General features: G+C 76.5%; 16 protein-coding genes. 9 read left to right on the top strand and 7 right to left on the bottom strand.

Annotation, left to right across the window (positions count from 1 at the left end; all coding sequences use genetic code 11):
* Positions 1-30: 30 nt before the first annotated feature.
* On the bottom strand, positions 31-1,629 hold the full coding sequence (locus HL189_RS16010) for a GMC family oxidoreductase (protein ID WP_369134707.1): 1,599 nt from the start codon (positions 1,627-1,629) through the stop codon (positions 31-33).
* Complete coding sequence (locus HL189_RS16005) at positions 1,626-3,125, bottom strand: aldehyde dehydrogenase family protein (protein ID WP_369134706.1); 1,500 nt, start codon at positions 3,123-3,125, stop codon at positions 1,626-1,628. The genes HL189_RS16010 and HL189_RS16005 overlap by 4 nt, the downstream gene beginning before the upstream one ends.
* A gap of 270 nt (positions 3,126-3,395) precedes the next feature.
* Here HL189_RS16005 and HL189_RS16000 point away from each other — a divergent pair, with 270 nt between their 5' ends.
* Positions 3,396-4,085, top strand: a complete 690-nt coding sequence (locus tag HL189_RS16000) for a hypothetical protein (protein ID WP_369134705.1) — start codon at positions 3,396-3,398, stop codon at positions 4,083-4,085.
* A 61-nt stretch (positions 4,086-4,146) separates the two neighbouring features.
* On the top strand, positions 4,147-7,101 hold the full coding sequence (locus tag HL189_RS15995; protein WP_369134704.1) for a sacsin N-terminal ATP-binding-like domain-containing protein: 2,955 nt from the start codon (positions 4,147-4,149) through the stop codon (positions 7,099-7,101).
* A gap of 18 nt (positions 7,102-7,119) precedes the next feature.
* On the opposite strand, the gene HL189_RS15990 is transcribed toward HL189_RS15995, so the two are convergent.
* The gene (locus tag HL189_RS15990; RefSeq protein ID WP_369134703.1) at positions 7,120-7,500 is read right to left on the bottom strand and encodes a hypothetical protein; all 381 of its coding nucleotides are present in this window, start codon (positions 7,498-7,500) and stop codon (positions 7,120-7,122) included.
* Positions 7,501-7,713: 213 nt separating this feature from the next.
* The gene (locus HL189_RS15985; protein ID WP_369134702.1) at positions 7,714-8,022 is read right to left on the bottom strand and encodes a hypothetical protein; all 309 of its coding nucleotides are present in this window, start codon (positions 8,020-8,022) and stop codon (positions 7,714-7,716) included.
* Between the two features lie 263 nt (positions 8,023-8,285).
* On the opposite strand from HL189_RS15985, the gene HL189_RS15980 reads away from it, so the two are divergent.
* Positions 8,286-8,633 carry an STAS domain-containing protein gene (locus HL189_RS15980; protein ID WP_369134701.1) on the top strand — a complete coding sequence of 116 codons (348 nt, stop codon included), beginning with the start codon at positions 8,286-8,288 and terminating at the stop codon, positions 8,631-8,633.
* Positions 8,634-8,648: 15 nt separating this feature from the next.
* Here HL189_RS15980 and HL189_RS15975 read toward each other — a convergent pair whose 3' ends face one another.
* Positions 8,649-9,512, bottom strand: coding sequence for a DUF1206 domain-containing protein (locus tag HL189_RS15975; protein WP_369134700.1), 864 nt, complete (start codon positions 9,510-9,512; stop codon positions 8,649-8,651).
* Positions 9,513-9,520: 8 nt separating this feature from the next.
* Entirely contained in the window at positions 9,521-10,357 is an 837-nt protein-coding gene (locus tag HL189_RS15970; RefSeq protein WP_369134699.1) for a DUF1206 domain-containing protein, read from the bottom strand.
* A 147-nt stretch (positions 10,358-10,504) separates the two neighbouring features.
* On the opposite strand from HL189_RS15970, the gene HL189_RS15965 reads away from it, so the two are divergent.
* From HL189_RS15965 to HL189_RS15945, 5 genes are all read left to right on the top strand, one after another.
* A complete protein-coding gene (locus HL189_RS15965; RefSeq protein WP_369134698.1) occupies positions 10,505-11,143 on the top strand; it encodes a hypothetical protein in 639 nt (212 codons plus the stop codon).
* A gap of 315 nt (positions 11,144-11,458) precedes the next feature.
* The gene (locus tag HL189_RS15960) at positions 11,459-12,190 is read left to right on the top strand and encodes a phosphodiesterase (protein WP_369134697.1); all 732 of its coding nucleotides are present in this window, start codon (positions 11,459-11,461) and stop codon (positions 12,188-12,190) included.
* Complete coding sequence (locus HL189_RS15955) at positions 12,187-13,749, top strand: SIR2 family protein (RefSeq protein WP_369134696.1); 1,563 nt, start codon at positions 12,187-12,189, stop codon at positions 13,747-13,749. Before HL189_RS15960 ends, HL189_RS15955 begins: the two co-directional genes overlap by 4 nt.
* Before the next feature lie 89 nt (positions 13,750-13,838).
* Complete coding sequence (locus HL189_RS15950; protein ID WP_369134695.1) at positions 13,839-14,624, top strand: alpha/beta fold hydrolase; 786 nt, start codon at positions 13,839-13,841, stop codon at positions 14,622-14,624.
* A 10-nt stretch (positions 14,625-14,634) separates the two neighbouring features.
* Positions 14,635-16,914 (top strand): SpoIIE family protein phosphatase, encoded by a 2,280-nt coding sequence (locus tag HL189_RS15945; protein ID WP_369134694.1) that lies wholly within the window; start codon positions 14,635-14,637, stop codon positions 16,912-16,914.
* Between the two features lie 9 nt (positions 16,915-16,923).
* On the opposite strand, the gene HL189_RS15940 is transcribed toward HL189_RS15945, so the two are convergent.
* On the bottom strand, positions 16,924-19,233 hold the full coding sequence (locus HL189_RS15940; RefSeq protein WP_369134693.1) for a helicase: 2,310 nt from the start codon (positions 19,231-19,233) through the stop codon (positions 16,924-16,926).
* Positions 19,234-19,365: 132 nt separating this feature from the next.
* Between HL189_RS15940 and HL189_RS15935 the strand changes: the two genes are divergently transcribed.
* Complete coding sequence (locus HL189_RS15935; RefSeq protein WP_369134692.1) at positions 19,366-20,100, top strand: alanyl-tRNA editing protein; 735 nt, start codon at positions 19,366-19,368, stop codon at positions 20,098-20,100.
* The last annotated feature ends 2 nt before the right edge of the window (positions 20,101-20,102 follow it).

Raw genomic sequence — 20,102 nt, 5'->3', positions numbered from 1 at the left:
GGACGGCGGCCATTACCGCCCCGAAGTCCGTCAGGGGAGGGAGGCCGCGGCGAGGTCGGTCTTGATCAGGTCGCTCGCGCGCTCGGCGATCATGATCGTCGGGGCGTTCGTGTTGCCGCGGACCAGCGTCGGCATCACCGAGGCGTCGACCACCCGGAGCCCGTCGACGCCGTGCACGCGCAGCTGGGGGTCGACCACGGCGAGGTCGTCGGTGCCCATCCGGCAGGACGACACCGGGTGGTACAGCGACTCGAGGGTCCGCCGCGCCTCCTCCCGCAGAGCGGCCCGCCCGCGCACCGCGCCGCCGGGTGACCACTCGTCCGCGAGGACCCGGGCCAGCGGCCCGACCGACGCGATCTCCCGGGAGCGCTCGACGCCGGTGACCAGCGCCTCGAGGTCGCGCTCGTCGGTGAGGTAGCCGGCGTCGATGGCCGGTGCCCAGGTGGGGTCCGCCGAGCGCAGCCGCACCGATCCCCGGGAGTGCACGTGCACCAGGACGGTCGCGGCGGTGAACGCGTCGACGTCCGGGTCGACCTCGGCCTGCCGCCAGAACTTGACCGGCAGGAAGTGGTACTGCAGGTCGGGCTCGGCCAGCTGGTCCGCGGACCGGGTGAACAGCCCCGCCTCGGCGAGGTTCGAGGTGAGCGGGCCGCGGCGGGCGGCGAACCACTGCGCGTACCCCGACGGCGACTCGGCGCGGAACAGCGACCTCCCCGAGCGGACGTGCCAGATCGTGGGCACGAGCGGGTGGTCCTGCAGTCCGGTGCCGACGCCGGGGAGGTCGGCGTGCACCTCGACGCCGACCGAGCGCAGGTGGTCGGCCGGCCCGATGCCGGAGAGCATCAGCAGCTGCGGGGAGTTGACCGCGCCGCCGGCGAGCACGACCTCCGCGGAGGCGTGCGCGGTGTGCCGCCGCCCGCCCCGCAGGTACGCGACGCCGGTCGCCCGGCTCCCCGACAGCAGCACGCGGGTCGCGGAGGCGCCGGTGCGCACGGTCAAGTTGGGCCGGCGCTTCGCCGGCTCGAGGAACGCGTCGGCCGCGGACCAGCGGCGGCCCCGCTTCTGGGTGACCTGGTACGGCCCGACGCCGTCCTGGCGGGCGCCGTTGAAGTCGTCGTTGCGGGGGTGGCCCGCGGCGACGGCGGAGGCGACGACGGCGCGGGTCCACGGGTGCGGCGAGCGCAGGTCCTCCACGCGCAGCGGACCGCCGACGCCGTGGTGCTCGGAGGCGCCGCGGGCGTTGTCCTCGCTGCGCCGGAACAGCGGCAGCACGCTCGCGTAGGACCAGCCGTCCTCCCCGGTCAGCCGCGCCCACTCGTCGTAGTCGGCGGCCGCACCCCGGACGTAGATCATCGCGTTGATCGAGCTCGAGCCGCCGAGCAGCTTGCCGCGCGGCCAGTACAGCTCCCGCCCGCCGAGGCCGGGCTGCGGGGTGGTGGCGTAGTTCCAGTCGCGGCGGGTGCGCCACACCTTGTAGAGGGCGGCCGGGACCTGCACCTCCAGGACGTCGTCCGATCCACCGGCCTCCAGCAGCAGCACCCGCAGCGCGGGGTCCTCCGTGAGCCGGCCGGCGAGCGTGCAGCCGGCCGAGCCGGCGCCCACGACGACGACGTCGTACTCCTCGCTCACCGGTGCCGCCCGTGGACCAGGCCGATGACCCGGGCCACCGCGTCGGCCGCGGCCTCCGGGCGGGTGAAGCTCATCAGGTCCACCGGCAGCGGGAAGCGCCGGCGGGTGATGGCCTTGGCGCGGGTGAACTCGCGCAGCCCGTCCTCGCCGTGGATGCGGCCGAACCCGCTCTCGCCGACGCCGCCGAAGGGGAGCGCGGGCACGGAGGCGAAGGTCAGCACCGAGTTCACCGACGTCATGCCGCTCCTCATCCGGCGCGCCAGGTCCAGCGCGCGGGTCCTGGACCCGGAGAACACCGCGCCGGCCAGCCCGTGCACCGAGGCGTTGGCCTGCCGCAGACCCTCCTCGGCGTCGGCGACCCGGCTGACCACGATCGTCGGGCCGAAGGTCTCCTCGCGGACGGCGTCGGCGTCGGCGGGCACGTCGACCAGGACGGTCGGCGCGATAAGGGCGCCGTCCACGGTGCCGCCGACGACGGCGCGGCCACCGGCGGCCAGCGCGCCCTCGACGTGCCGGCGGACGACGTCCACCTGGCCGGGCATGGTCATCGGGCCGTAGTGCGCCCCCTCGTGCGCGCCGGCGGAGAGATCGCGGGCCTTCGCGGTGACCTCGGCGACGAACCGGTCGTAGACGGCGTCGGTGGCGTAGACCCGCTCGATGCCGATGCACGTCTGACCGGCGTTGCTCAGCGCGCCCCAGACGGCGGCGTCGGCGGCCGCGGGGACGTCGGCGTCGTCGTCGACGATCATCGCGTCCTTGCCGCCGAGCTCCAGGAGCACGGGGGTGAGCGTCTCGGCGCAGGCGGCCATGACCCGGCGGCCGGTGGGGGCGGAGCCGGTGAAGGCGAGCTTGTCGACGCCCGCGCGGCAGAGCGCGGCACCGGTCTCGCCGGCGCCGGTGACGACCTGGAGGACGTCGGCGCAGTCGGGGACGGCAGCGCGCCACGCGGCCGCCAGCCAGACGCCGACGGCGGGGGTCAACTCGCTGGGCTTGAAGACGACGGCGTTCCCGGCGGCGAGGGCGTAGGCGATCGAGCCCATCGGCGTGAACACCGGGTAGTTCCACGGGCCGATCACGCCGACCACGCCCAGCGGCCGGTACTCGAGGTAGGCGGCGTGGTTGGCGGCGAGCAGCCCGGCCCGGACCCTGCGCAGGCCCAGCGTCCTGGGGGCGTGGGCGCCGGCCCAGGCGAGGTGGTCGATCGCCAGGGTGATCTCGAGGACCGCGTCGGCGTGCGGCTTGCCGTTCTCCCGGTGCACCAGGTCGGCCAGCTCGTGGAGCCGGCGGGCGAGGTACCCGCGGTAGGCGGCGAGCCGGAGCTTGCGCTCCCCGAAGCCGAGGGCGGCCCAGTGCTCGGCGGCCGGGCGGGCCCGCGCGACGGTCTCGGTGACGGCGTCTGTGTCGTGCACGGGGAAGACACCGACGACGGCGCCGGTGCCCGGGGCGGTCGACTCGAAGGTCGCCGTGGCCATGTCCAACTCCTCGCTGAGCGGCATGCGCCGGAGGTTACCCATCGGTAGTCGCGGACTCGCCCATCCGGCGGGGACGGCGGCTCCGCCGGACGTGGTCGCGCGGTCATGGGGTCTCCGATCCTCCGGGCGTGTGCGCCCAGGAGCCGGTCTCGGCCGCGAGTCGGTTCTCCGGGCGCCACGGGTCGGCATCAGTGATAGTCCCGGTTCATGGCCGGAAGCCGACGTCCGCGGTTGGCCACCAGCCGACGCGGCAACATCGTCCTGCTGTCGGGGCTGGCACTGCTCGGGATCGTCGTGGCGGCCGTCATGGACAGCCAGGGGTGGCTCGGCAGCCAGCCGCTGCTGTCGAACCTGCTCGCGGGCCTTCTCGGACTGCCCGCGACGGCGCTCGTCGCCTTCTTCGTCGTCGAGGCGTTGCTGACCCGAGCCGAGGCGCTGGAGAGAGAGCGCCGCTTCGACTCGGAGGTCCGCGGCCTCGACCGGTCCGGCGACCTGATAGCGCGGCTCGCCCTTGCGCTGTACGTCGTCGAGGAGTGGATCGTCGACCGGCCCGAGAAGGGCGACGGGGCGCTGCACTTCGCCTACGCAGCGAACGTGCTCGACCGCGTCGCCGGGCTGCTTGAAGGGGCCGGCGACGAGGCGCGGACCATCCTCGGGGAAGCGCTGGATGCACAGGTGCGGCTGGGTACCCGGGAGGTCGACCGGATCCTCGAGCGGGTCTTCAGCCGTTTGTGGCGGCTGGCGGCCCTCCGCCCCGATGTCACGGAGGCACTGGACGCCGCGGAATGGAGCAGGGCGGCCTGGCTTCACCGACTGGAGGACCCGGGACGAACTGCTCTGCTCGAACGCGCCGCGGAGGCACCGGAGGCGCGGCGCGAGGATGTCCGCAGGGTCGTCGACGAGGTCCGCGACGGTGGCCAGCTGATGACCCAGCTGTACGTGATCATCGAGGTGCTGAAGATCCACAAGCCGCTCAACCGGTGAGGACGGGCTACCTGTCGCGGACGGTGCAGGAGCGGGTGGTCGCGGCGCGATACTGCCTCCCGTGGCCGATCCAGCTGAGCTCCGCCGCCGGGTGCTCGCCGCGTGGACCGACTCCCCGGCGCGCTTCCGGGAGGACGCCAACGCCGAGGAGGACCTCGTCCGCGGCGGCTACCGGGACCGGCTGGTCGTCGAGCTCGCGCAGAACGCCGCCGACGCCGCGGCCCGCGCCGGCGCCGCGGGACTGCTCCGCCTCGAGCTGCGTGGCACGACCCTGCGCGCGGCGAACACCGGCGCGCCGCTGGACGACGCCGGCGTCCAGGCGCTGTGCACCCTGCGGGCCTCGGCCAAGCGGGACGCCGAGCGCAGCGTCGGCCGGTTCGGGGTCGGGTTCGCCGCCGTCCTCGCGGTGAGCGACGAGCCGGCCGTCGTCTCCACCGACCGCTCGGTGCGCTTCAGCGCCGACGAGACCCGCGCCGCGGTCGCCGCCGTCCCGGCGCTCGCCGACGAGCTGGCCCGGCGGGACGGCGCCGTCCCCGTCCTCCGCCTCCCCTTCGCGACCACCGGCCAGCCGCCCCACGGCTTCGCCACCGAGGTGGTCCTCCCGCTCCGCGCGGGCGCGGTCGAGGTGGTCCGCGAGGGGCTGCGGGCGCTGGACGCGGAGCTGCTGCTGACCCTGCCCGCGCTGGCCGAGATCCACGTCGTCGACGACGGCGCCACCCGCACCCTGGCCCGCGACGCCTCGGGGAACACCACCCTGCTCACCGACGGCCACCTGACCACGGCCTGGCGGGTGCTCACCCGCTCCGGCGACCTGCCCGCCGAGCTCTTCGCCGACCGGCCGGTGGAGGAGCGCGACCGGCGCGGCTACTCGCTGACCTGGGCCGTGCCCGTGGACGACGACGGGTGCGCGCAGCCGCTCACCGGCCGGCAGGTGCTGCACGCGCCCACCCCGAGCGACGAGCCGCTGTCCCTGCCCGTCCGCCTCGTCGCCCCCTTCCCGCTCGGCCCCGACCGGCGGCACGTCGCCCCCGGCCGGGTCACCGACGCCCTGGTCGGGATCGCCGCCGACGCCTACGCCGCGCTGCTCGCCGACCTCCCGGCGGACCCCGCCCTGCTCCGGCTCGTGCCGCGCGCCGGTCTGGCCGCCGCCGAGCTCGACGCCGCGCTCTGCCGGGCCGTCCTCGCCCGGCTCACCGACACCGCGTGGCTGCCCGCGGCCGATCCGGCCGACCCGCCGCTGCGCCCCGGTCGCGCGGTCGCCCTCGACGACCCGGCGCCCGAGCGGGTGGCCGCCCTCACCGGCGTGGTCCCGGGGCTGCTGCCCGCCGGCTGGTCCCGCCGCTCCGACGCCGCGGCGCTCGGCGCCCTCGGCGTCCGCCGCATCGGGCCGGCCGACGTCGTCGACGCCGTGCGCGGGGTGCAGCGACCGGCCGGCTGGTGGGCCGCGCTCTACACCGCCCTCGCCGACGCCGACCGCGACGAGCTCGCTGCCCTCCCGGTGCCGCTGGCCGACGGGCGGATGGCCCAGACGCCGGCGGGGGTGCTGCTCACCGACGACTCGTTGCCCGCCGGCCGGCTCGCTCCGCTCGGGCTGCGCATCGCCGACCCGGCCGCCGCGGCCGGCAGCGCGCGCCGGGTGCTGGAACGGCTGGGTGCCCGTCCGGCGACCGCAGCGGCGGTGCTCGCCGACCCCGACGTGCGAGCCGCCGTGGAGAGCTCGCTGGACCGCGCCGACGACGGGGAGGACGCCGAGCCGCTGGCCGCCGCCGTCCTCACGCTGGTCGCCGCGGCCGGGCCGACGCCCGGTGAGCTGCCGTGGCTGGCCGAGCTGGCGCTCCCGGACGACGACGGCGGCTGGGCGCCGGCCGGGGAGCTGGTACTGCCCGGCTCCCCGCTGGCCGGGGTGCTCGAGCGGGGCGCGCTCGGCACCGTCGACCGGCGCTTCGCCCGCCGGTTCGAGCCCGGTGCGCTGCGGGCGGTCGGGGTGCTCGACACCTTCGCGCTGGTGACCGCCGACGATCCGGACGAGCTCGACGTCGACCGGGTCGAGGAGTGGGTGGACGCCGTCCTCGACCGGCTGCCCGCCGACGCGCCACCGCCGGGGTGGCCGGCGCTGACCGCCGTCCGGGACCTGGAACTGGTGCGGGACTGGCCGCGGGCGCTGCCTCTGCTGGCGGCGCTGCCGGGGGCCGCGCGGGCGGACCTCGACCTGGGCGGCACCACCGTGCCCGGCTACCTGCGCTGGTGGCTGCGCACGTCGCCGGTGCTGGGCGGCCGTCGTCCCGGTCGGCTGCGGCACCCGGCGAGCACGGAGTTGCAGGGACTGTACGAACCGGCCGAGGAGCTGGACGCCACCGTCCTGGACCTGCTGCGACCGCCGGCGACGCTGGCCGACGTGCTCGCCGACGTCGACGACGCCACCGACCTGCTCGACCGGCTCGGCGATCCGGCCCGCACCGTCCCCCCGGCCCTGCTGCGGACCGTCTACGCCCAGCTGGCGGCCGCCCTGGACGGTGTCGACGTCGACCCGCCCGACCGCGTCCGGGTGGCGCCGGACCGGGTAAGCGCGGACGCCGTCGTGCTCGACGCGCCCTGGTTGCAGCCACTGGTCGACCAGCCGCTGGTCCCGGCCGGCGGCCGGCCCGGCGCGGTGGCCGACCTGCTCGACCTGCCGCTGGCGGGTGAGCTCGCCGGTCGGGCGAGGGTGACGAGCCGCCCGGTGCGCGTCCTGCCGTGGGCGGAGGTGCCGGGCGCGCGGCTGGCCGCCGCCCGCCTCGGCGTCCTCGAGCTGACCGGCGAGGTGGGCGTGCACGCCGAGCTGACCGTCACCGGCGGCCGGCCGGTGCCCTGGTGGCCGGGCGGGAACGGCCCGGACGCCGTCGACGGCACCCCCGCCGCGTTCGGCCGGGCCCTGGCCTGGCGGGCCGGGGCCTGGCCGCTGCGCGCAGCGCTCACCGAGGCCTTCGCGCAGCCGGACCAGGAGGCCCGGCTGGCCGCGGAGGACGCGGTCGGCTGACGGAGGACGGGGGTCCTCTCAGAAGTACCGCGGGATCGCCTGCGCGCCCGGCGCGTGGCCGTGCCGGCTGTCCGCCCGCCCGGCCCGACCGGCCGGGCGGGCGCCGTCCCGGGGCGCCGGCTGGTTCGCCTGCCACGTCTCGTGCAGCGAGAGCCAGTGGGCCGCGGTGAGGTCCGACGCGCGGGCGGTGGGGGACAGGCCCTCCGCGTGGAGCCAGCGGACCCCGGCGGTGCCGGGCAGCTGGCCGCGCAGGGCGGCGCCGAGCGCCGGGTGCCGGGTGGCGCCGGGCGACGCGAGGACCGCGTGCACCAGGCGGTCGAAGCCGGGGAGGGCGTCCTCCGGCAGCTGCTCGCGGGCCTCGGCGGCGGGACCGGTGGGCAGTGGGGTGGGGCGTGACATGGCGGCCTCCGGGAGGGGACTGGCGGGTGCCCGCGACGTCCGGCGGGCACGCCGGGAACGGGTGGGGGAGCGGTCGGCCGGGCCAGAAGGGCCGGCGGACGGCGGGGCTGCACAGCAGCGCCGCGGATCAGCTCAGCGGGTGCGCATCCGCACGAAGTCGCCCATGCCCGGGACGGTACGGACGACGCCGCCCGCCGTCGACGGGTTTTCCGCTCAGGAGGGGTGCCGCTCGGCCTGCCGGCGCGCCTTCTCCGCCTGCCGCGCCTTGTGCTCGGCGTAGCGGGCGGCGTCCCGCTCGCGGACGTCCTTGTTCTTCTCCCACTTGGCCTTCCGCTTCACGGCCCGCCGCTGCTCACGGGCCTCGAAGTCCGGGTGCTCCTCCCAGGTGCCGGCCAGGTGGAGGACGACCACGCCGATGCCGCCGAAGAGGAGCACGAAGGCGCCGAGGATCGGGTCGGTGAGGAACGCCAGGACGGACAGCACGACCCACACGGCCCCGGCGATGACGACCCGCTTCGACATGCCCCCAGTATCCGCGCGGTCCCTGTGCGCAGGCCCGGTGCCCCGCACGAGGCGGGGGAGAACCGAGCCGTCCGGGCGCTGTGCAGGGCCGGCCGCACCGGCGTGTCGGGCCATCGCCACGCCGCCAACCCCTTGTGGATCACCGACAGCGTCCCTAGCGTCGATCGTGCGGTTCAACCACCAGCCGTGGCCGGGCACCCTGCCCGGCGCACAGCCGGCGGCGCCGCCGCCGGCACAGCTCGGGTCCACCGCCGGAGGCGACCATGACCGCTCTTCCCCTCGACGTCGATCCGACGCGCATCGACGTCACCGCGGCCCCCTCCCGCACCGGCTGCCGGATCACCGTGAGCGGGGAGGTCGACTCCGCGACGGCCCCCGGCCTGCGGGGCTGCCTGCTCGAGGTGCTCGCCCGCCCCGGCGTCGAGGTCGTCGAGCTCGACCTGCGGGACGTGTCGTTCCTCGACTCCGCCGGGCTGTCCGCGCTGGCCACCGCGCACCGCGCCGCCGAGGCCGCCGGTCGCACCCTCCGCATGCAGTGCGGCACGGCCCGCGCCGTCGTCCGCCCCCTGCAGATCACCGGCCTCTGGGACGTCTTCACCGTCGTCGAGTAGCAAGAGGGCGCGGCGTCAGGTCGACGGGTCCCGGTCGGGGTAGCGCGCCCGGGCGAGGGCGTAGACCCCGAACGCCGCGAACCCGACGGCGACCGCGGTGAGCAGCCACCGTCCGGTGCGGACCGCGCCGATCGCGTTCAGCGCACCGTCCAGGCCGGTTGCGGTCGAGACGTCGGCGGTCACCGCGGCATACACCAGCAGCATCCCGGCGACGGCGAACGCGATCCCCTTGGCCACGTAGCCGACCGCGCCCAGCCGTTCGATCAGCGGCTCCCACCGGTCGGGCGCCGCGTGCAGGTCGACGTCCTTCATGAACCCGCCGGTCACCCCGCGGACCAGGACGTACAGCCCGACGGCGGCGACGCCGACGCCGGCCGCCCCGACGAACGCCCCGCCGCCGGGGATGCGCAGCACCTCGTCGGTGAGCTCCCGGAACCGCTCCGCCGCCCGGTAGTCGAGGCCGGCGGCGAAGAGCACCCCGGTCACCCCGAGGACGGCGTAGACCACGGCCTTCGCCCCGCACTTCGCGCAGACGACGGCCACCCGCAGCCGGTGCCCGGGGCGGAGCAGCCCGGTCCACCAGCGCAGCACCTCACCGGCCTGCCACAGCGCCAGCCCGAGCAGGCCCAGGCCGATCACCCACAGCAGCACCCGGCCGCCGGGGGAGCTACCGACGGTCTGCAGCGCTCCGGTCTGGTCGGCGTCGGGCGCGCGCTGCTGCGGTGACCAGGCGATCCGGAACGCCAGCCAGCCGATGAGCACGTGCAGGACGCCGTACGCCACCAGCCCCACCCGGGCCAGGTGCTCGAGGACCGGGTGGTCGGTGACCCCACGGGCGGAGGCGACCGCGTCGTGCACCCGCTGCAGGACGACGTGCACCGGCGGCGTCAGGTCCGCTCGGGGTACCGGGCCCGGAAGAACGCGAAGACGCCGAACGCCGCGATCCCCAGGGCCACGAGCGTGAGCAGCACCTTGCCGAACGGGGCCTCGAGCAGCGTGCGCAGCGCGCCGTCGAGGCCGGAGGCCTTGGCCGGGTCGAACGTGACGGCCGCCCAGCCCAGCAGCCCGCCGACCACGGCCAGCGCGACGCCCTTCGCGGGGTAGCCCACCTGGCCCAGCCGCTCGATCGTCCGGCGCTCACCCGCGGACGCCTGCGCGGCGTCGATCTCCTTCATGAAGCGCTTCGTCACGCCCTTGTGCACGTGGTAGGCGCCGACACCGATCAGGACGAGGGCCGCGATGCCGACCAGGAACCGGCCCCCCGGCCAGGCGAACACACCGGCGACCGTCTGCTGCTCCTGCCCGGAGCTGGACTGGCCGCCGCCGGAGGCGAACCGGAACGCGGTGAACGCGAGGAACAGGTACACGACCACCTTGGCGACGGTCTTGACAGTGCCGGTGACCGCCTTCTTCCGCTCCTCGCCGGTGCTGCGCAGGCCGTGGGCCTTGCGGGTGAGCTCGGCCAGCTGCCAGAGCGCCAGGGCCAGCAGGCCCACGGTCAGCACCCAGAGCAGCGGCTTGCCGAACGGCTGTTCCGCCAGGGTGGCCATCGCGCCGGACTGGTCGGCCGATCCGCCCCCGCCGCCCCAGGCCAGCTGCAGGGCCAGCCAGGCGATCAGCAGGTGGACGATGCCCAGTGCGACCAGGCCCACCCGGGCCAGGTGCTCGAGCGCGTCGCTGTTCCCCGCGCGGCCGGCAGCCGCCGCGCCACCCGACGTGTTCACGGCCGTTCCTCCCTGCTCGTGTGCCCCGGTGCGGGGCGGATCAGCGTGGCACGACGAAGGGCTGTGCGCCCGGTGAACGGTCGGCCGTCCTCGAGCAGGGGCCGGTGCGCGCGGGAGCTCCCGGCGCGGGTGGGGGAGGATGGGCCGGTGACCAACGCCGTGACCGCCGGCCGGCTGGCCGGGAACGCCCCCAGCACCGCCGCGCAGGCCCGGGCCACCTGGCCGCGGATGGCCGGGCTGGGTGTCCTCCTGCTGGCGCTCGGCGTGCTCGCCCTGACCTGGTCCGGAGCCGGTCCGCGGCTGCTGCTGGGCGCGCTCGGCGTGCTCGCCGCGGTCTGGGGCGCCACGATGCTGCGGCGGGGGCGCACCGGCTCGGTGGAGCGCGCCGCAGCCGTCATCGGGGCGGGCGCGGTGTGGTTCGGCGCCGTCGCGTTCGCCCTGGCGCTGCTGTCGGCCACCGCGACCGGGTGGGCACTCGCCGCCGTCCTGCTGCTGGCCCTGCCGTGCCTGGCCGTCGCGGTGCCGGGCCGCCGGGGGCCGTTCCTGGCGGCCGCCGGCGGCGTCGCCCTCGCCGCGCTCGGCCTGCTGGTGCTCGGCGGCGTCGACGTGCTGCTGGACGGCGCCCGGGGCGCCGCCGCCGTCCTGGTGGCGCTGCTCGGGCTGGTCGACGTCGCCGGAGCCGTCGGCATGGCGCGCCTCGCACGTCAGCCGGAGCCCACCCCGGCGCCCGCGGCGGGGTGCGGGGGCTGCGCCTGTGGCGCCGGCGGCTGCGGCAGCCTGCGCTGACCAGCACGGAGTGCACGCGGTCTTCCCGCGCCCGCAACCTCCCCGTCATCCACCCCGCCTAGCGTCGGCCGCGGCGACGGAGCCGGTGATCCCGGGTCCCGCCGGGCACGACGATGCCGGCCGAGCGGCCGGCGAGGAGGTACGACGTGGCGACCATGGAACGGACGACGTGGGTGTGCGTGAACTGCAGGCGGCCGAACGCCGGCGGCCGGAAGCGCTGCGCGGACTGCGGCACCACCCGCGACTGAACCCCGGCTGCCGGGCTCGTGCGCGTCCCGATGGGTGAGCTGCCCGCCGGGTGGTAACCCGCTGGGCATGGCTGACCTCGTCGACGCGGCGGGCCGGGCGGTGGCCGCCCCCCTCGCTGCCCTCGCCCGGGTGCGCGGCGCCAAACCGATGCACCCGCGCGGGGTCGTCTTCGACGCCCGGCTGGTCCGAACCGGGCCGGCGCGCCCGTGGGGTCTGCCGTGGATCGACGCGCGGGAGGAAGCGGACGTCCTGGTGCGGCTGTCCCGCGGTGCCGGCCTGCCGTCCCGGCTGCCCGACCTGCTGGGGCTCGCCGTCCGGGTCCCGCCGCCCGCGCCGGGGGGCCGCCCGGTCGACCTGCTGCTCTCCTCCACCGGGCGGAGCCGGTGGACCCGGACGGTGCCGGTGTTCCGCCGGGACGCGGGGGCTCCCTACGGCTCGATCATGGCGTTCCGGACGCCGCTCGGGCCGGTCACGCTCGCGGCGCGGGCCGACGGCCCGCTGCCGGCCGACCCCGAGGGGCTGCTCGCGGCCGGGCCCGGACGCACCTTCACGCTGGCCGCCGCCCTGGAGCGCGGCGCGCTGGAGTCGTTCGCCCGGCTCGTGCTGGCGGCGCCGCACGACCCACCCGATCCGCAGCTGCACTTCGACGCGGTGCTGCACGCCCCGCCGGGGCTGGTCGCCGACGGCGCGATGGCCCGGTTCCGCCGGCCGGCCTACGCCCGGGCCCGGACCCGGCAGCCGGCGGATCCGGCGGCCGGGCCGCTGGAGGCCCCGGACACCGCCCCGGGCCGGCGATGAGCGGGCACGTGTTCGTGGTCGGCGCCGACCTGACCCGGCTGACCTGCGACGACGTGGTCGTGCCGACCGACCGCGCGCTGCGTGTGACCCGGAGCTGGGTGCCGCTGCTGCCACCGGACGCGCTGGGGGACGAGGACGACGACGGGGTGGACGTCGCGGCGCAGTGGACCGGGGACGAGCGGGTGCTCGAGGTCCCCGGCTGCGGGGAGCGCCGGGCCTGGCTGGTCGACACGGTCGACTACGGCGACGTCGCCGAGGCCGACGACGCCCGGCTGGCCTGGCTGCTCGACGGCGCGCGGGAGGTGCTGGCCGCGGTGGCCGGGCGGGAGGTGGCCGAGCCCGCGCACGGCCGGGCCCGCCGGCTGGTCGGGCTGCCCGCCCTGGGCACGGGGTGGGGCGGGGCGGCCGGGCGCCGCGGTGAGCTGCTCAGCCAGCTGCTGCCGGTGCTGCGGCAGGCGGCGGAGGAGCACGGGTACGACGTCGCGCTGGTGCTGCACCGGCCCAGTGACGTGGCCGCCGCCCAGCGGGTGCGCCGCGTCGAGGGCGGCTGGCAGCTCCCGGCGGAGCTCCGTGAGGTGGCCGAGGACCTCGGTGCCCGCGCGCGGGCCGGCGGGCTCGCGGTCTTCGTGGGCGCCGGGGTGAGCGCCGCGGCCGGCCTGCCGACCTGGCCCGAGCTGCTCGCGGAGCTCGCCGAGCGGGCCGGGCTGGACGGCGGGCTGCGGGCCGGGCTGGCCCAGCTGCCCCCGCAGGACGCCGCCGCCCTGCTCGCCCGGGAACTGGGCCGGGAGGAGCTCACCCGCTACGTGGAGGAGCGCTTCGGCCCGGGCACGTACTCGCTGGCGCACGCGCTCATCGCCGGGCTGCCGGTGCACGAGTACGTGACGACGAACTACGACCCGCTGGTCGAGCTCGCCGCCGCCGACGTGGGCCGGCCGATGCGGGTCCTGCCGTTCGACGAGGCGACGGTCGAGGACCCGTGGCTGCTCAAGCTGCACGGCGACGTCCGGCACCCGGACAGCATCGTGCTCACCCGCGAGCAGTACCTGGAGTTCGGCGACCACCGGACGGCGCTGGCCGGGGTGCTCCAGTCGCTGCTGCTCACCCGGCACGTGCTGTTCGTCGGCACCTCGATGCTCGACGACGACCTGATCCGCATCGCCCACCAGGTGCGGAACGTGCTGCACCTGCCCGACCCCGTCCGGGAGCGGCGCACCGGCACGGTGCTGACGCTGCAGGAGGACCCGGTGCGCGCCCGGCTGTGGGAGCAGGACGTCGAGACGGTGGCGATGGCCGGCGCCGACGTCGACCCGGCCGAGGCGGCCCGCCGGCTGGAGGTGCTGCTGGACCTGCTCGGCTGCCTGTCCAGCCGCCCGACCGGCTACCTCCTCGACCCCGCCTACCGCGGCCTGCTCGACGAGGCGGAGACGACGCTGGCCGCCGCGCTGGCCGACGTCGCCGGCGCCGTCGAGCAGGGGGCGGGGCAGAGCTGGGCCGGTCGCGAGGTGCGGCGGTTGCTGTCCGAGCTGGGCCACCGCGACGGGCACGGCGCCGGCGGCTGAGCGCCGTCCGCCCGGCCTGACCTGCGCGGCCGCAGGTCAGGCGGCACTGTCGCGGAACGGCGGCGATCGGTACCGTGGGTCCGGTGATCGTGAGCACGGGAAACGACGTCCGTGTGAGCGGGGTCCCGGACGGGCGGCCGATCGTCTTCGCCCACGGTTACGGCTGCGACCAGAACATGTGGCGGTTCGTCGCGCCGGACTTCGAGGTGGACCACAAGGTCGTCACGTTCGACTTCGTCGGCTTCGGGCAGTCCGACCTGTCGGCCTACGACCCGGACAGGTACAACTCGCTGCGCGGGTACGCCGCTGACGTCGTGCAGCTGCTCCGCGAGCTGGAGCTCACCGACGTGGTGTTCGTCGGTCACTCGGTCAGCGCGATGATCGGCGTCCTCGCCCACCTGCAGGCGCCGGATCTCATCGGCGCCCTGGTGATGGTCGGCCCGAGCGCCCGGTACGTCGACGACGGCGACTACACCGGGGGCTTCTCCCGGGCGGCGATCAGCGAGCTGCTGGACAACCTCGACGCCAACCACCTGGGCTGGTCAGCCGCGATGGCGCCGGTGATCATGGGCAACCCGGACCGGCCGGAACTCGCGCAGGAGCTGACCAACAGCTTCTGCCGCACGCACCCCGACGTCGCCCGCCAGTTCGCCCGGGTCGCGTTCCTGTCCGACAACCGGGCCGACCTCGCCGGCGTCACCGCGCCCACCCTGGTGCTGCAGTGCTCCGAGGACGTGATCGCACCGGAGCCCGCCGGTCGCTTCGTGCACGAGAACGTCGCGGGCAGCGCCTTCACCCAGCTCGCCGCCACCGGCCACTGCCCGAACCTGAGTGCTCCGGAGGAGACGACCGCGGCGATCCGGGCATTCCTGTAGCCGGCCGCGGATGAGCCCCGACGACCGGCGCTCCGGGAGCGAGGTCCGGACCACGCTGGACCACCTGCTCGAGGACGACCCGGCGGACCTCTACGAGAACGCGCCGTGCGGCTACCTGTCCACGCTGCCCGACGGGACGATCGTCAAGGTCAACCGGACGCTGTGCGCCTGGACCGGCCGCACCCCCGAGCAGCTGCTGCGCACCCGGCTGCGCGACGTGCTGAGCCTCGGTGGGCAGGTCTTCCACGACACCCACCTGGCGCCGCTGCTGCGGATGCAGGGCGCGGTCCGCGAGGTCGCCCTGGACGTCGTCCGGTCGGACGGCTCGCTGCTGCCCTGCCTGGTGAACGCCGTGGAGCTGCGCGACGCCGACGGCAACCCGCTCATGGTGCGGGCGACCCTCTTCGAGGCCACCGCCCGGCGGCGCTACGAGCGGGAGATCCTGACCGCGCACCGGGCCGCCGAGGAGTCCCAGGCGCGGTCCCGCACGCTGCAGCAGGTCGTCTCCGAGCTGGCCGAGGCCACCACCGTCGCGGCCGTCGCCCGGGTCGTGGCCGAGCGCGGCCGGCGCGCGGTCCGGGCGGCCGGCGCCGCGCTGTGGCTGCTCAACGACTGGATGCCGCCGGCGTCCCGGGTGCCGTCAGCGGCCACGCCGGCACCGGAGCGGGCGCTGACCCTGGCCCACTCGGACGGACTCCCCGAGCCGCTGCTCCGCGCGCTGGTGGACTCGGCGCGCGGCCAGTGGGCGCTGGAGCTGGCCCAGGGGGTGCGGTTCGTCCGGCTGGACGACGGGCTGCGCCACCACCAACCCCGGCTGGCGGATGCGCTCGACGCCGCGCACCTGGAGGCCGTCGTCGTCGTGCCGGTGTCGGCCGACAGCCGCCGCCTCGGCGCGCTCGTGCTCGGGATGGACGGCCGCTCCGAGGACGAGCTGATCAGCCTGGAGGAGCCCGGTGCCGCGCTGCCCCCGGCCGACCTGGAACTGCTCGGCACGCTGGGCAGCCAGGCCGGGCAGGCGCTGGAGCGGGCGCGGCTGTACGAGGAGACCGCCCGCCAGGCGGAACGGTCGACCTTCCTGCTGGACGCGGCGCGGCTGCTGGCCGGGGCCACCGGGGTGACCGAGTCCCTCGAGCAGCTCGCGGCGATGGTCGTGCCCCGGCTGGCCGACATCTGCCTGCTGGACGTCATCGACGAGCACGGCATGAGCCGGGTGGTGGCCCGGCACGGCAGCCCGGAGCGTCAGCCGCTGGTGGACGCGCTGCGGGCGTGGGCGCCGCCGGTGCGGGAGCTGCCGGCACCGGCGCGGGAGGCGATGGAGCAGGGGCGGACCCGCTTCTTCCCGTCGCTGGCCGACGACTGGCTGGCCGAGGTGGTCCGGGACCCGGACGAGCTCTCCGCCGTGCGGGCACTGGAGCTGGTGAGCGTGATCAGCGTCCCGTTGCTGGCCGAGGGGCGGGCGCTGGGGGTGATGACGCTCAGCGCCGACCGGTCGCGTGCCCCGTTCGGCACGGCGGACGTCGAGCTGGCCGAGCAGCTGGCCCTGCAGGTGTCGCTGATGATGGTCAAGGCGCAGCGGTACGAGCTGGAGGCGCACACCTCGCACACGCTGCAGGCGACCCTGCTGCCGCCGCCGCCACCACCGGTGCCCGGCGTCACGGTCGCCGTCCGGTACCTGGCCGCCACCCACGGGGTCGAGATCGGTGGCGACTTCTACGACGTCACGACGCTGCCCGGCGACCACGTGGCGATCGCCGTCGGTGACGTCGTCGGGCACGACATCACCGCCGCCGCCACCATGGGCCAGCTGCGCAGCGTCTACCGGGCGCTGCTGGTGGAGAGCCCCGCGCCGAGCACCGTCATCGACCGGCTGCAGGCCAGCTGGCCGCTGCTGGGGCTGCAGCGCATGGCCACCGCGCTGTTCGCCACCCTCGACCTGGACACCGGCCTGCTGCACGTCGCCTCGGCCGGGCACCCGCCGCCGCTGATGGTCACCGGCGACCGGGCCGAGTTCCTCCCCGTCCGGCCCAGCCGGATGCTGGGCGCGCCGCCGGCCCCGGCCGTCGAGTGGTCCGGCGTCCTCCCGCCCGGCGCGACGCTGGTGCTGTTCACCGACGGGCTGGTCGAGAGCCGCGGCCACGACATCGACGCCGGGCTGGAGCGGCTGCGGGCCTCGGCCTGCCGCCGGGCGACCAGTGACCCGGACGAGCTGTGCGACCGGCTGCTCACCGACCTGGCCGGCACTCACCGCGCCGACGACATCGCGCTGCTGGCCCTCACCCGGCAGGCCTGACCCCGCGGGTCAGCCGAGCTCGAGCCGGTCCAGCACGGCGGGCAGCGGGCCGGGGGAGAGGACGGCGAGGCGCTGGGTGGCCCGGGTGAGCGCCACGTACAGGTCGCTGTCGCCGCGGACGCCCTCGTCCAGCAGACCCTGCGGGTCGACCAGCAGCACCGAGTCGAACTCCAGGCCCTTCGCGTGCGCCGGGCGCAGCACCACCGGGCCGGCCGAGGAGTCGGCCGCCGGGCCGGAGGAGACCGCGGGGAAGCGGCCCGACAGCGCCTCGACCAGCGCCGGCACCCGGCTCGGCGGGGCGATCACCGCCACCGTGCCGCCCTGGTCGGCCAGCTCGGCGGTCGCGCTGACGGCCCGGGGGAGGAGGCCGCCCTCCGTCAGCTGCTCGGCCCCGGGCGGCACCCCCGTGCTGCGCACCGACCGGGGCGCCGACGCGGTCGAGCCGCTGGCGGCCAGGACGTCGGCCGCCACGGCCATGATCTCGGTCGGCGTGCGGTAGTTGACGGTCAGCTGGGCGAGCCGCCACTGGCCCTCGGCGTGCGGCTGCAGCGCCTCCGCCCAGTCCCGGGCGCCCTCCAGGCTGCCGGTCTGCGCCAGGTCGCCGACGACGGTCATCGACCGGGTCGGGCACTTGCGCACCAGCAGCCGCCAGGCCATCGGTGAGAGCTCCTGCGCCTCGTCGACGACGACGTGCCCGAAGGTCCAGGTGCGGTCGACGGCGGCGCGCTCGGCGGCGGTGCGGACGTCGACCTCCGTCTCCCGGTCGGCCAGCAGCTCGGCGTCCAGCAGGTCGACGGCGGTGAGCTCCTCGGACTCCTCGTCCTCGAAGTCCACCGACCGGGAGCCGTGCAGCAGGTCCAGGGTCTCCTGCGCGTGCTCCCGGGCCTGCCGCCGCCGGCGCGCCTCGCGGGCCCGCTCGGCGCTGTCGTCGTGGCCGAGCAGCTCGTCGGCCTCCTCCAGCAGCGGCACGTCGGCCGGCGTCCAGGGCGCGTCCGCCGGGCGGTGCAGCAGCGCCCGCTCCTCCTCCGACCAGCCCCTGGTGGCGCGCTGGATGCGCTCCGGGTCCGCGAGCAGGTCGGCGAGCAGCTGCTCGGGGGTGAGCACCGGCCACAGCTCGTCGACCAGCCGGCGGACGCCCGGGTCGGCGGCCATCTCCGCCCGCAGGTCCTCGACCTCGCGGCGGGCCAGCAGGCTCTCCGCGCCGCGGACCTCGTTGCCGATCCGGGCGGCGAAGCGCTCGGTCACCAGGTCGACGACCGCCCGCGCGAAGGCCGGCCGCCCCAGGTTGTGCTGCCGCGAGGCGCGCCGGCCGACGGTCCGGCAGCGGGTCAGGTCCGCGCCGCGCAGCGGGATGCGGACGCCGTCCACGACCAGCTCCCGGACGCCGCGCGGCAGGGTCTGCCGGTCCTTGATGGCGGCCTTGAGGACGTCGACCATGGCCAGCCGGCCCTTGAGCTCGGCGACCTCGGGGCGCTCGGTGCCCTGCGCGTCCAGCCCGGGCCGCAGCTGGCCGAGCCCGGCCAGCAGCACGCCGGTCTCGCCGAGCGCGGGCAGCACGTCGGCGATGTAGCGGAGGAAGGTCGGCGTGGGGCCGACCACGAGCAGCCCGCTGCGGGCCAGCCGCTCGCGGTGGGTGTAGAGCAGGTAGGCGGCCCGGTGCAGCGCAACGGCGGTCTTGCCGGTGCCCGGCCCGCCCTGGACGACGAGCACGCCGCGGGCGTCGCTGCGGATGATCGCGTCCTGCTCGGCCTGGATGGTCGCGACGATGTCGGTCATCCGGCCGGTGCGCTCGGCGGTCAGCGCGGCCATCAGCGCGGCCTCGCCGGTGAGCGCGGGCCCGTCCGCGGCCCCAGGGTCGACGGTGAGCACCTCGTCGTTGACCGCCGTCACGGTGCGGCCGCGGGTCCGGATGTGCCGCCGGCGCACCACGCCCTCGGGCCGGAAGGCCGTCGCGGTGTAGAAGGGCCGGGAGGCCGGCGCCCGCCAGTCGACCAGCGCCGGGTCACCGGACGGGTCGTCGGCGGCGAGCCCGACCCGGCCGATGTACAGCGGCTGCGGGGACGCCTCGCGGTCCAGCCGGCCGATCACCAGCGCGTGCTCGGCGGCGTCCAGAGCGGTGATCCGCTGGGTCTGGAAGCGGGCCGCCGCCTCCCGCTCGCCGAGGGCCTGCGGGTTGATGGCCGGCATGGCCAGCGCCTGCCTGAAGCGGGTGACCGCCAGCTCCCGGGCGGCGTCCAGCCGGCGGTAGAGGTCGGTGACGGCCGTCTGCTCGGCCGGCAGGTCCGCGGCGTCCGGAACAGAGGGCGAGGGGCTCGACAACGGGGTGCTGCTCCTCGGGAGGTGGCGCGTACGGCTGCGCGCGGCGTGCTCGGTGGCGACTGGCAACCATACGTGGCAGGGCGCGTCCATGTCGGCGTGCCCGGACGGCGCCGGACCGGCCAGGATCGGGTCATGGCCGACGCCGCCCCCGGGCACACGCACCGCCTCGACCTCGACGACGCCACCGTGCGGGAGTGGGACGCGACCGTCCTGTCCGCCGACCCGGAGCAGGGCATCGTGCTCGACCGGTCCGCGTTCTACCCGGGCGGCGGCGGGCAGCCGCCGGATGAGGGCGTGCTGCTGTGGGGCGGCGTGCGCACCCGCATCGCCGGCACCCGCAAGGGCGACGAGCTGTACCTGGTCCCGGTCGAGGGGGACCCGGTTCCGCCGGTGGGGACGGCGGTGCGCGGCGCGCTGGACGACGAGCGGCGCACGGCGCTGATGCGCACCCACTCCGGGCTGCACGTGCTCACCGGCGTCGTCTTCCGCGACTTCGGCGCCCTGGTCACCGGCGGCAACATGGAGCCGCTGACCGCCCGGATGGACTTCGACCTCGCCGAGCTGCCGCCGGACTTCAAGGAGCGGGTCGCCGCGTCGGTGAACGCGGAGCTCGCCGCCGACCGGCGGATCGAGGTCAGGACCCTGCCGCGGGAGGAGGCGTTCGCGATCCCCGACATCATCCGGACCGCCACGAACCTGCTGCCGCCGGACATCGAGGTGGTGCGGATCGTCGACATCGTCGGGCTGGACACCCAGGCCGACGGCGGCACCCACGTGGCGTCGACGGCGATGGTCGGCCGGGTGGAGGTGGTCAAGGTGGAGAACAAGGGCCGCGGCTTCCGCCGCCTGCGCGTCCGCATCGTCTGAAG

This window comes from Modestobacter sp. I12A-02662, assembly GCF_041028325.1.
Taxonomy (GTDB): Bacteria; Actinomycetota; Actinomycetes; order Mycobacteriales; family Geodermatophilaceae; genus Modestobacter.
This window is presented reverse-complemented; position numbering and strand designations above follow the sequence as displayed.

Excerpts from the sequence above, each read along its gene's own strand:
- HL189_RS16005 (WP_369134706.1), bottom strand. The coding sequence starts at position 3,125 with ATGCCGCTCAGCGAGGAGTTGGACATGGCCACGGCGACCTTCGAGTCG.
- HL189_RS15990 (WP_369134703.1), bottom strand. The coding sequence starts at position 7,500 with ATGTCACGCCCCACCCCACTGCCCACCGGTCCCGCCGCCGAGGCCCGC.
- HL189_RS15985 (WP_369134702.1), bottom strand. The coding sequence starts at position 8,022 with ATGTCGAAGCGGGTCGTCATCGCCGGGGCCGTGTGGGTCGTGCTGTCC.
- HL189_RS15980 (WP_369134701.1), top strand. The coding sequence starts at position 8,286 with ATGACCGCTCTTCCCCTCGACGTCGATCCGACGCGCATCGACGTCACC.
- HL189_RS15960 (WP_369134697.1), top strand. The coding sequence starts at position 11,459 with ATGGCTGACCTCGTCGACGCGGCGGGCCGGGCGGTGGCCGCCCCCCTC.
- HL189_RS15955 (WP_369134696.1), top strand. The coding sequence starts at position 12,187 with ATGAGCGGGCACGTGTTCGTGGTCGGCGCCGACCTGACCCGGCTGACC.
- HL189_RS15945 (WP_369134694.1), top strand. The coding sequence starts at position 14,635 with ATGAGCCCCGACGACCGGCGCTCCGGGAGCGAGGTCCGGACCACGCTG.
- HL189_RS15935 (WP_369134692.1), top strand. The coding sequence starts at position 19,366 with ATGGCCGACGCCGCCCCCGGGCACACGCACCGCCTCGACCTCGACGAC.